This is a genomic window from Acinetobacter terrae (assembly GCF_002135195.1).
In the GTDB taxonomy this organism is placed as follows: Bacteria; Pseudomonadota; Gammaproteobacteria; order Pseudomonadales; family Moraxellaceae; genus Acinetobacter; species Acinetobacter terrae.
Genome location: NZ_NEGF01000006.1, coordinates 184502 through 196474 on the forward strand (window position 1 = coordinate 184502; position 11973 = coordinate 196474).

13 protein-coding genes and 4 tRNA genes are annotated in these 11973 nt (G+C 41.3%); all 17 read left to right on the forward strand.

Going from position 1 to position 11973, the window contains the following annotated elements:
- The first annotated feature begins 1 nt into the window (after nt 1).
- Entirely contained in the window at nt 2-781 is a 780-nt protein-coding gene (locus tag B9T23_RS09020) for a uroporphyrinogen-III synthase (protein WP_067725630.1), read from the forward strand.
- Entirely contained in the window at nt 778-1620 is an 843-nt protein-coding gene (locus B9T23_RS09025; RefSeq protein ID WP_067725633.1) for a hypothetical protein, read from the forward strand. Before B9T23_RS09020 ends, B9T23_RS09025 begins: the two co-directional genes overlap by 4 nt.
- 7 nt (nt 1621-1627) lie before the next feature.
- Complete coding sequence (locus B9T23_RS09030) at nt 1628-2821, forward strand: hypothetical protein (protein ID WP_086193874.1); 1194 nt, start codon at nt 1628-1630, stop codon at nt 2819-2821.
- A 10-nt stretch (nt 2822-2831) separates the two neighbouring features.
- A complete protein-coding gene (locus B9T23_RS09035) occupies nt 2832-3260 on the forward strand; it encodes an acyl-CoA thioesterase (protein WP_086193875.1) in 429 nt (142 codons plus the stop codon).
- 164 nt (nt 3261-3424) lie between these two features.
- On the forward strand, nt 3425-3751 hold the full coding sequence (locus B9T23_RS09040) for an H-NS histone family protein (RefSeq protein WP_067725636.1): 327 nt from the start codon (nt 3425-3427) through the stop codon (nt 3749-3751).
- A gap of 172 nt (nt 3752-3923) precedes the next feature.
- Nucleotides 3924-4667 (forward strand): type II secretion system protein N, encoded by a 744-nt coding sequence (gspN, locus tag B9T23_RS09045; RefSeq protein ID WP_086193876.1) that lies wholly within the window; start codon nt 3924-3926, stop codon nt 4665-4667.
- Nucleotides 4667-5506 carry a type II secretion system protein N gene (locus B9T23_RS09050; protein WP_086193877.1) on the forward strand — a complete coding sequence of 280 codons (840 nt, stop codon included), beginning with the start codon at nt 4667-4669 and terminating at the stop codon, nt 5504-5506. The genes gspN and B9T23_RS09050 overlap by 1 nt, the downstream gene beginning before the upstream one ends.
- A 43-nt stretch (nt 5507-5549) precedes the next feature.
- Nucleotides 5550-7814, forward strand: coding sequence for a type II secretion system secretin GspD (gene gspD, locus B9T23_RS09055; protein WP_086193878.1), 2265 nt, complete (start codon nt 5550-5552; stop codon nt 7812-7814).
- A gap of 69 nt (nt 7815-7883) precedes the next feature.
- A complete protein-coding gene (locus B9T23_RS09060; protein ID WP_086193879.1) occupies nt 7884-8615 on the forward strand; it encodes an FHA domain-containing protein in 732 nt (243 codons plus the stop codon).
- A 93-nt stretch (nt 8616-8708) separates the two neighbouring features.
- On the forward strand, nt 8709-9380 hold the full coding sequence (locus tag B9T23_RS09065; protein WP_086193880.1) for a phosphoglycolate phosphatase: 672 nt from the start codon (nt 8709-8711) through the stop codon (nt 9378-9380).
- 116 nt (nt 9381-9496) lie between these two features.
- Nucleotides 9497-10990 (forward strand): anthranilate synthase component I, encoded by a 1494-nt coding sequence (gene trpE / locus B9T23_RS09070; RefSeq protein WP_086193881.1) that lies wholly within the window; start codon nt 9497-9499, stop codon nt 10988-10990.
- Between the two features lie 98 nt (nt 10991-11088).
- Nucleotides 11089-11164 (forward strand) — tRNA-Thr (locus B9T23_RS09075).
- Between the two features lie 53 nt (nt 11165-11217).
- Nucleotides 11218-11301, forward strand: a tRNA-Tyr gene (locus tag B9T23_RS09080).
- A gap of 38 nt (nt 11302-11339) precedes the next feature.
- Nucleotides 11340-11415: transfer RNA gene (locus B9T23_RS09085), tRNA-Gly, on the forward strand.
- Between the two features lie 14 nt (nt 11416-11429).
- Nucleotides 11430-11504 (forward strand) — tRNA-Thr (locus B9T23_RS09090).
- Between the two features lie 149 nt (nt 11505-11653).
- Nucleotides 11654-11845, forward strand: a complete 192-nt coding sequence (locus tag B9T23_RS17215) for a GTP-binding protein (RefSeq protein ID WP_407640420.1) — start codon at nt 11654-11656, stop codon at nt 11843-11845.
- Nucleotides 11778-11973 (forward strand): GTP-binding protein (locus B9T23_RS17220; RefSeq protein ID WP_407640421.1); only part of this gene is annotated, 196 nt, incomplete at its 3' end. The genes B9T23_RS17215 and B9T23_RS17220, both read left to right, overlap by 68 nt.

Genomic DNA, 11973 nt, shown 5'->3' on the forward strand with positions numbered 1-11973 from the left:
TATGCTGTTTATTAATACCCGTCCTCAAGATCGTGCAGAAAAACTGAGTCATACCTTGCGTATGGCTCAAGTTCCTGTTTTGGATTTGCCTTTACTGGAATTGGTGGCTAGACCTTGGTCAGAGGCATTATCTGAGTTATATCAGCAATTGCTTGCTGCACAGGTGATCGTGGTGGTCAGTCCAACTGCTGTTCAAATAGGGATGGATTATTTAAAACAAGCATCAATCGCTCTTGATAAACTTCTGCATATCCAATGGATTGCGGTAGGTGAAACAACGGCGCAAGCTTTAGCATCCTATGGAATTGTTGCTGAAGTTCCTTTGGTTGAAACATCGGAAGGAATGTTGCAACTTCCAATGCTTAAAAGCATGAATGCCGGAACGTGCATCGCTTTTTGGCGTGGTGAGGGGGGGCGTCCATTTATGATGGATCAGTTAAAACAGCAAGGCATGCATATTTTAAATTTTATTTTATATGAGCGCCGCTGTCCTTTACTTACTCAGCAGAATCTTCCAGATGCACTGTCTTTATTAGAACAAGAGCAACAGTATGCTATGGTGGTGAGCAGTGAAGCGAGTTGGCTAAACTGGATTAAGCTGATGCAAGGTCAAGATGCGATTATTGCAAAAGGACATTACTTTGTTTTAGGTGAGCGCTTGTATCAAGTTGTTTCGGATTATAAAAAAAATCAACCAGCATGTTTTAATATCACGCGATTACCTGATTTAAAAACAGATTCAATTTTGCAGCAGATTGTTGTTGTGCAAGGGAACACATGAAGAAAATACTCATTTTATTACTCATTTTAAGTTTGCTCTGGATTATAAAATTAAGTTATGACGTATTTAATATCTCTGCACAACAAACAGAATTAAGCAGCAGTTTGCATCGTATTGAACAAAGTAATGCAAATTTAAATGACCAGCTTGTGGCTTTACAGCGTCATGTGAATGCTGAAGGTGGGGCAGTAGCACAAGGTGCTCAAGCAGAGCATGATTTAAAAACCATCGAAGCATCAAGTATTGATCCAATTGTGGTGATTAAACAGCAGCTGGATTTGATTGAATTTATGCTGAAACAGCAAAAATTCAATGAAGCCTTAGATAAGTTAATGTATTTAGATCAAAACCTGGAACAATATGCTTTGGCACCATCACTGAAGCAAAGTTTGCATCAGGTCATTGCGAAAGATCAGCAGGTGATTCAGCAGTTTGCAAGTGCCCGAGTTGCGCAGCAGGCAAAAGTGGATGATTTAATACACGAGTTAGATCAAGCATTAACCCAAGAAATAAATACGCCACAATTAAGTTCAAGCCAACCCCAAAGTAAATATTTTTGGCAGCGCTGGTTGGTGATTGAACCTGCAAAACAACCTGCTGTAGCTTTAATGCAACGTCCATTAATTTTAAAAGAGGCGCAATTGAGATTATTATTGGCTCATCAGGCTCTACAGCAAGGTCAATATTTAGAATACCAAGAATCGCTGACTGAAATTGTCCAATTGTTAAATCAAATACCGGATGAGAGATCACGCCAACTGATTCAGAATATCCAAAAAATAAAAGGATTTACTGTTATTCCGACGCCAAGTTTAAATACGCGTGCATTATTGGGGTGATGGATCAATGAAACAGATTTTACTTGCTTATGCTTTTATCAGCTTGATTATCATCGCCGGGCTGAGTGTTTTAAGTTATGGTTATGGCGCAGGTTATGTTTATTTATATTGGCGTGAATGGCAAATTCAAACCAATATCTGGATCATTTTTATTTTTCTGGCCGGCCTGAGTTTAATCATTCAATTGCTATGGTTGGCGATCAAGCGCTATTTAAAAAGAGAGCAAAGAAAGCTAGAAACTGTTTTTAATTTTAAAAATTTACATCCCTATGAACAGTTGGCCGTGATTTGGTTATTAGAAGCAGCTCAAGACCAGCATGAATTTATTCAAGGGGTATTTTCGCAATCGGGTTTATTAAAAGGCATTATTGGTTCGCGATTGTATTGGATGCAGCAGCAATATCCACAAGCGCTTGCAATATTAAATCAAAGCAATGCCATGGCATTTGAATTGGCTGAAATACAACGGATTGAAATTTATCTGGCTCAAAATGATGGAGAACAAGCCTTAACCCATCTTGAGTTTTTAAATCAGCATGAACTTTCGCCGTGGCTAAACGATGTCAAAAGTGCCTATGATTTACGCTTAACAGCATTATGGGGGAAGTTTGCCCTTCAATTTCCATGGATGTATTTGCGTTCGACTAAATATGGCCATTTGGGAACCGAAACCAAACAGGAATGGTTGCAACAGTTATTACTCGATTTTGATCAAGCCGATGTTGAGGATTTGCAAAATTTACAACAACGTTATTTAGACTTGCAAGATCAAATTTATAGTCGCAATTATGAGATAAAAACTTTATGGTTAAAGCTGTTATCTCGTATGCCGGMATTGAGTYAGCAACATGAAGACCTGGCATTACATTTGTTAGATGAGCAATTTAATCAAGACGTTTTTTATTTATGGTTTCAACAGCAATTATTGAAACAAAACCCTGATTATTTAAGGGTTGAGCAACGAATTGACTATTGGGAAAATAAATATCCTTTTTTGCCTGTGTTTAGCTTTGCTAAATGGCATATATACGATGCAACCGCACGTTATGCTGAAGCTGATAAGTTGCTTGAATTATATCCAGATAATGTGATGATGAATTATTTAAGAATTAAATCTACTTTAAAAGGTCAGGATGATTTAATTAAACAGTTAAATTTAATATTTGAAAATAATGCAAATTTTGTTGAAATAAAAATATGAGGCTAAATAAATGTTAACCCTGTCAGATTATCCTGTTATTTATGAGCAGTCAGTCGCTTGGGGAGATATGGATGCCTTTGGGCATGTCAATAACGTCATGTATTATCGTTATATTGAAAGTGCCCGCATTCGTTATATGGATGAACTTAATATTTTTCAACAAGATGTTTATACGGTGGTTGCATCCAATCAGTGCAAATATATTCGTCCAGTATTTTATCCAGACCAGCTTAAAATTGGTGTGCGTGTTGAGGAAATGCGTAACAGTGCGCTGCGTATGAGTTATTTATTATGGAGTGAGACACAACAAACGGTAGTTGCATTGAGTGAAGCAGTCATCGTTTGTGTAAATAAAGAAAATATGAATAAAACTGAAATACCTGCTGTGATTCGAGAAAAAGTGACTGAAATTGAATTGATCGTAAATCATCAAATTTAAAAATATTAAAAAGCTTTCATAAATAAATATAGAGATATATAGATGTGTGAAATCTTTTTAAATATTGTTGTTTATTTAAACTTTTGTATTGAATGTTTTAGATAATAAAAATATTATGATCGAGTTTGAATAAATAAAATATAAATCTATTCTTGGGAGTTAATATGATGCCAGACATTAGTAATTTATCTGTTGAAGAGTTAAAGCGTTTACAAATTGAAGCTGAAGCATTAATTGCTTCTAAAAAAGATCAAGCTGTTGAAGATGCTTATCAGCAAATTTTAGAGATTGCAGATAAAGTAGGTTTGACGATTGAACAAATCTTAGAGTTTGGTGCAACTAAACGCAAAAAAAGCACACGTAAATCTGTAGAGCCACGTTACCGTAGTAAAAAGAATCCATCTGAGACTTGGACGGGTCGCGGTAAACAACCACGTTGGTTGGTTGCTGAACTCGAAAGCGGTGCAAAACTGGAAGACTTCCTCATCTAATTTTAGAATTCATGAGATTGTCATCCAGTTGGATTAGGCTAAAAAAACCAAGCATATATGCTTGGTTTTTTTATATCTTTGAATTGGCGTTGTGGAAAAAGTGTGCATAATGTGTATAGAAAGATAATATCGTGGCTCAGGGAAGAATAATAGATATGTTGGTCGTGGTGGGATGATAAAGAAACCCAAATACATCACCTGGTGGATCTTTGCCATCATCGTTTTTTTTCTGTTTGTATTACTCCAAATTCCAGCGGCTTGGCTCATTTCAAAATTTTATAAAAACAACCAGGTCTTGCAAAATGTAAGCGGTAATATTTGGCAGGGGCAAGCAGATTGGCATAAAGGAAATCTAAGAGGGTCGTTAAGTTGGAAAACACGGCCATTGGATCTGTTTTTGCTGCGTTTAGGGGCACATGTCGAAGTCCATAGTGGGCATACCGAGCTTGATGGGGTTGTGGGTTATGGCTTGGGCAAGAAAGTCATGGTTCAAGATTTGAATGGCCAAATTTCACCTGAGACATTAAAAAATATGGTGGATTGGCAGTGGCCTACAAATGCCATTCAATTGCAGGATATCGATTTTAACTATAAAAAACAGCAGGGCTTTTCACAGGCAGACGGTCAATTGCAGTGGGCGGGTGGTGAGTTGATTTATACCTATGCCCAGCGACAGGATCGAATGAATATGCCGTCATTGAAAGGAAAACTGTCAGATGAAAATAACAAGCTGATGTTTGATCTTCGTGACCAGCGTGACCAAAAACTGATTGCTTTGGAACTGGATCCAGGCTTGATGCTTGATGTGCAATTGACCCAACGTTTATTGATCAATATTGCCTCCTATGAAGGTAAAGCGGGTTTAGATACCTATGTCATTAGTTCGCGCCAACCTTTGTTTAAAGGTGCCTTCTAATGAATCAATGGATCGAAAAAATTCAACAGTTAAATTGGAAACAGGCAGATCGTGCTGCGCCGATATTACTGGCACTGCTGATTTTATATTTATGCTGGAAGTTGGCGAGTATTTTTTGGTTGTTGATGGCTCCACCTCAAGTTATACAGTTAGAGCGGGTGGAATTAGGCTCACAACAACCACAAGTCCCTAATATATCTTCATTTGCATTGTTTCAAGAAACTGGAAAGAGCGCTGCTGCGGACGAGAACATAAACCTTGTATTACAAGGTGTGGTGGTGGGTTTCCCAAGTCAATTTTCTTCTGCCGTGATTAAAGTAAATGATGTGGCAGATCGCTATCGTGTAGGGGAAAGTATCGATACGACCTCTTACCAGTTGGCTGAAGTTTATTGGGATCGAGTGGTATTGCGCCAAAACAATGGTTCGACCCGAGAGTTACCATTTAAAAGGATGGAAAATGGTTTGGATCAACCCATCGTTCAGCCTGTAGTAAATGCTCCAAGCTCAAATCATCAATCGATTCAAGCGGTACCGAGTCAGGAAAGTAGTGCTCTGGGACAAGCAGTACAAAAAATACAGGAAGACCGTGAACAATATTTAAAAGATATGGGGGTTAATGCGGCAAGTGGGGGCTATGAAGTCACTTCAAGAACTCCGGCAGCATTACGCAGCAAGCTGGGCTTGCAACCGGGTGACCGGATTATGTCTTTAAACGGACAGGCTGTGGGGCAGGGGCAAAGCGATGCCCAGTTGCTTGAACAGGCGAGACGCGAAGGTCAAGTTAAATTGGAAATAAAGCGTGGTGATCAAGTGATGACCATACAACAGAATTTTTAAGTGATGCATTGTCACATTATAGGGTTAGGAAGCACGGAATTTTATGGCTTTATTTAATCATCATCGTTCAGTTTGGACCTTATTTGCAGCTGCACCACTTATTGCTATGGTGAGCACTGCAAGCCATGCACAAACATGGAAAATCAATTTACGTGACGCTGACTTAACTGCATTTATTAATGAAGTTGCAGATATTACAGGGAAAAATTTTGCTGTAGATCCACGTGTACGTGGCAATGTGACCGTAATTTCGAATAAACCCTTAAATAAAGCTGAAGTTTACGAGTTATTTCTTGGTGTATTGAATGTCAATGGCGTGGTGGCGATTCCTTCGGGTAATACCATTAAATTGGTGCCGGATAGCAATGTTAAAAGCTCCGGTATTCCTTATGATGGCAAGCAACGTGCCACGGGTGACCAAATCGTGACTCGGGTCATCTGGCTTGAAAATACCAATCCGAATGACTTAATTCCTGCAATTCGTCCTTTAATGCCGCAGTTCGCACATTTATCCGCAGTCGCGGGAACCAATGCACTGATTGTTTCAGACCGTGCTAATAATATTTATCAGCTTGAAACCATTATCCGTAATTTGGATGGGACCGGGCAAAACGATATCGAGACTGTGGCACTGCAGTCGAGTCAAGCTGAAGAAATGATTGGTTTACTTGAATCGATGAGTTCGACTGGAGCAGCCAGAGATCTAAAAGGCTCGCGTATCCGCATCATTGCCGATACACGAACCAATCGGATTGTGCTGAAAGGCGATACTGCGACGCGTAAGCGTATCCGTCAAATGATTGAAATGCTGGATGTGCCTGCTGCAGATCGTTTGGGTGGATTAAAAGTCTTCCGTTTAAAATATGCCAGTGCGAAAAATCTGGCTGAAATTTTACAAGGACTAGTTACTGGTCAGGCTGTATCCAGTTCATCAAATTCGAACAGTTCATCGTCGAACAGTAATAGTGCGATGAATAATCTGGGTAATAGCAACTCGAATAACTCAACTAACAGCTCATCTAATATTTCAACCCCAAGTATTAACTTGGGTGGTGGATCAAACAGTAATAATCAAAATAGCATCACCAGTTTTAATGGTAATGGTGTCAGTATTATTGCCGATGACAGCCAGAATGCCTTGGTTGTAAAAGCTGATCCACAATTAATGCGTGAAATTGAATCGGCTATTCAGCAGCTTGATATCCGTCGTCAACAGGTGTTAATTGAAGCTGCCATCATTGAGGTTGAGGGAAGTGATGCCGATCAACTCGGTGTGCAATGGGCCTTGGGTGACTTAAGCAGCGGCATTGGTTTAATCAACTTTAGCAATGCGGGTGCAAGTATTGCAGAACTTGCTGCAGGATATGTGGCAGGTGGCGCAGCAGGGGCTGCTGCAAAGCTGGGGACAGGCACTTCCTTGATTCTGGGGGATTATAAAGAAGGTGATAATGGTTCGCGTAAACTTTATGGTGCACTGATTCAAGCACTCAACAGTAGAACCAAGTCTAATTTACTCTCCACGCCATCCATTGTGACCATGGACAATGAAGAAGCTTATATTGTGGTGGGACAGAACGTACCTTTTGTCACAGGTTCCGTTGCGACTACCACAGCCGGCATTAATCCCTATACCACGGTTGAACGTAAAGATGTCGGTGTGACTTTAAAAGTAGTGCCACATATTGGTGAAGGGGGTTCAGTCCGTTTAGAAGTGGAACAGGAAGTTTCTGCTGTAGCCCGTGATCGTGGTCAGGCTCAGGATTTAGTCACCAGTAAGCGTGCCATTAAAACCTCGATTTTGGCTGAGCATGGTCAAACCATCGTTTTAGGCGGTTTGATTTCAGATAATTCTCTACAGAGTCGTCAGTCTGTACCGGGTTTGGGCGCTATTCCTGGTATAGGGCGTTTATTTAGATCTGATGTTAAGTCGAATGAAAAGCGCAATTTATTGGTCTTTATCCATCCCACCATTGTCGGTGATGCTAAAGATGTGAAGCGCTTGTCTCAGCAACGCTACAGTCAGTTGTATAGCTTGCAGTTGGCGATGGATCAGGATGGCACTTTCTCGAAGCTACCCGAAAATGTGGACGATATTTATCAGCAACGTCTTCCGGTAACGCCTTCAGCTGCAAAAGTACCGGGTTATCAAACGGTACCCTCAGGTGGGCAAAATCAGTCCAATGCTGCTGTTACTACGCCTGTGGCGATTGAGCCAGTGGTACAAAGACAGGTCGTCGCAGCACCCAAATCTGAAGTTAAAAGAACTAAAAACACCGTAACCACGACCACGATTCGATCAGGTTCTTAACAGAGTATGTAAAGAATTGCAGATTCGCCGTGATATGATGAGAAAAAATCGCAAAGAGAAGTGCATTTCATGACTTGGAAAATACAAGCAATTACCGGTGAATTGACGGGACAAGAAATTAGCATCGACCGTGATATGTTGGTCGGTCGTCATCAGAGCGCAGATATTGTATTGCAAGCCGGGGAAATCTCACGTAAGCATGCAGCTTTCTTGCTAAAAGATCAGGGCTTGTGGCTGCAGGATTTAAATTCATCTAATGGCACATTTGTAAATGATTTACAGATTGAACATGAAACCTTATTGAGACAAGGCGATATCATCCAGTTTGCCAGTCTGAAGTTTTCTGTATTGGAGCCTGTAAAAGACATTGCACGTGTCGTAATTGAATCAGCTGCAGTTGCGCTTGAGCCTGTAGTCACTGAAACAGAAGTGGTTCCTGCCAGCGAACAGCCTTCAGAAGCAGTTGCTGTTTCTGAAACGGCAGCAGCACAAGCTGAAGAAGTATCTAAAACAGTCGCTCAACAAATGAATGATCAGGGCATGCCTGAGCTTAAAGAGCGTGACAGTAATGTTCAGTTAAGCCGTGATGGTATGCCAACAAATGTGGGTGTTCCAAAGCCGGCTCCGATTCCAGAAGGAATTGATATCAAAGCACAGCGTGAACCGCAGCCTGTGGCAATTGAAAAGCCTGTATCTCGTGTAGAGCTAGAAAAAACCGAGCAAAAAAATGCATCGGTTGGCTTAATAACCATTATTGCATTGATCATCCTTGCAATCATCGCATGGTTATTATTTAAATAAGTGTGTGCTCGACATACCATTAAGGCATGCGAACGCATGCCTTAATTATTTGGCTGGATGTGGTTGGGGGAGATAAATCATGAGAGGAAGAAGATGTCTGTAGCAAACTTGGCAAGTCGTGAGCTTATTTTATTTGACTTGGATGGCACATTGGTGGATTCCGCATCTGATTTATATCGCGCCATGAACATGAGCCTGAATGTTTTGCAATTACCGGAAGTGACTGAAGAACAGGTTCGGACGTGGGTGGGTAAAGGCACATCACTTTTTTGTCATAGCACTTTGCAGTATTTAACCGGACAGGTTGATCCGGCTCAACATCAGCAACTATTAGAAACTTTTTTAAAGATTTATAATGCCGAACCATGTGTGGACACTCAACCTTTTACTGGGGTGGTGGATTTCTTGGACTGGGGTTTAAATCATAATAAACAAATGATCTGCGTGACCAATAAACCAGAACAACCTGCGCGCATGATTGTGGAATCTTTGGGCTTAAGCAAATATTTTGTCGATGTCATTGGTGGCGATCGTTTTGAAGAACGCAAACCGCATCCACGTCAGTTACTTTATTGTGTTGATGAATATGATGTCACTGCGGCAGAAACTTTAATGATTGGTGATTCCAGCAATGATGTAGAAGCAGCGCGACGTGCAGGAGTGGATTGTATTGTGGTTAGCTATGGCTATAATCATGGTGAAGATATTCAGGATTGCCAGCCACAGCAAGTGGTCGATGATTTAACGGAATTACTCGCGAAATAATTTAAAAAGTAAGGATATTGGAATGAGAAATTGTATGGTTTTTCGATGGCGACACTAAGTCAGATAATACCAAAACGAACTTAAACCCGCCCATATCGAAAACATAGAGCATACTCATGACCACTCAAACTCAATTCGACAGCTTAAAATCTGACGGTTACAACCTTATTCCTGTTTATCGTCAGCGCTTGGCCGATACCGAAACACCACTTTCAGTGTTTGCGCGTCTTAAAGATCATCAACAAGCATATTTATTTGAATCGGTTGAAGGTGGTGAAAACTGGGCGCGTTATTCCATTATTGGCTTGGGTGAATCCACGGTTTTTTCATGTAATGAAAGTATTTTAACCATCCAGCAAGCCGATGGTTCAATTGAAACCCAAGCCTGTAGTGATCCATTCCAATATATCCGCGATTTTCAAGCCCAGTTCCATGTGCCAACGCAAAAGGACTTGCCCGCCTTGCCTAGCTTTACCGGTGGCTTGGTAGGTTACTTTGGCTATGATGCAGTGCGTTATATCGAGCCGCGTTTAACCAATGTGCCAGCAGCTGATCCAGTTGGTTTGCCCGATATCTGGATGATGCTGTCTAAAACCGTGATTGTATTTGATAACTTGAAAGACACTTTGTTTTTGATTGTGCATGCAGATGTCAATGATCCGGATGCCTATGCCAAGGCACAACAACAATTAGATGATTTGGAAGCGGTGCTGGCTCAGCCGATTAGCCTGCAAGCGAAAAAACACACGGCACCGCATTTTGAATCGCTCACCGGCAAAAAAAAGTACCTTGAGTCGATTGAAACAGTAAAAGAATACATCCGCGCAGGGGATGTGATGCAAGTGGTACCGGGGCATCGTATGGTCTCTGATTTCGATGGTGAACCTTTACAGGTTTATCGTGCGCTTCGTCATCTCAATCCATCGCCGTATTTATTTTTAGTCCAAGGTCAAACTTTAGATAATAAAAAACCCTTCTATATTGTTGGATCTTCTCCTGAAATTCTGTCCCGTCTGGAAAATGGCATTGCCACCGTACGCCCACTGGCAGGTACACGCCCGCGTGGCAAGACCAAAGAAGAAGATTTGGCTTTAGAAAAAGATTTGCTGTCTGATGAAAAAGAGATTGCAGAACATCTCATGCTGATTGACTTGGGTCGAAATGATGTCGGACGCGTGTCAAAAATTGGCAAAGTGAAAGTCACGGATCAGATGGTGATCGAACGTTATTCACATGTGATGCATATTGTCTCGAATGTACAGGGTGAAGTTCGCGATGATGTCGATGCACTCGATGTTTTTAAAGCTACTTTTCCAGCAGGCACTCTTTCTGGCGCACCAAAAATTCGTGCCATGGAAATTATTGATGAAGTTGAGCCAGTAAAACGTGGTGTTTTTGGTGGTGCTGTGGGTTATTTAGGCTGGCATGGTGAAATGGACATGTCGATTGCCATTCGTACCTGTGTGATTCGTGAAAATAAGGTTTATGTGCAGGCAGGAGCAGGGCTTGTTGTAGACTCAAATCCTGAATCTGAGTGGAATGAAACCCAAATAAAAGCTCGTGCAGTGATCAAAGCGGTTGAATTATCATCAAACGGACTGATTTTATGAGTTTTTGATATTTTTTTTGAAAAAAACACTTGCAAGGTTTCTGGGTTTTGCTAAACTGCACACCGTTCCGATACGAAACGTTCGAAACACTAAGAAACGCCGGCATAGCTCAGTTGGTAGAGCAACTGACTTGTAATCAGTAGGTCCACAGTTCGAATCCGTGTGCCGGCACCATCTTAGAAGTTGAAGTGGTTGAGTAAAAGAATAGCACTGAAATAAGTGTATGTGGTGAGGTTCCCGAGCGGTCAAAGGGGGCGGACTGTAACTCCGCTACGAAAGTTTCGAAGGTTCGAATCCTTCCCTCACCACCAATTTAAGAAATTCGATACAGTGTGGTTGTACCAATAATGCGGGAGTAGCTCAGTTGGTAGAGCGGCAGCCTTCCAAGCTGCATGTCGCGAGTTCGACCCTCGTCTCCCGCTCCATCGAAGATTTTATTGCTCTTATAGCTCAGTGGTAGAGCACTCCCTTGGTAAGGGAGAGGTCTCCAGTTCAAATCTGGATAAGAGCTCCAGATATTCAGTTTAGCAATTTTGATTGCACAAGATTCCAAAAGCAGGCTATTTAGTCTGCTTTTCAAGTATCTGAAGTTTGGTTTTTTAACGACATGTCGGAGCTGGGTTTTACTCAGGATTGTGTTCGACGTAAACGAGGAGTATTAACATGGCTAAAGCTAAGTTTGAACGTAATAAGCCACACGTTAACGTGGGCACAATTGGTCACGTCGACCATGGTAAAACAACTTTAACTGCTGCAATTGCAACAATTTGTGCAAAAAATTACGGCGGTGAAGCTAAAGATTACGCAGCAATTGACTCTGCACCAGAAGAAAAAGNCACGHGGTATTACCATTAATACTTCACACGTAGAATACGATTCTCCGATTCGTCACTACGCGCACGTAGACTGTCCAGGTCACGCCGATTATGTTAAAAACATGATCACTGGTGCTGCTCAAATGGACGGCGCGATCCTTGTATGTG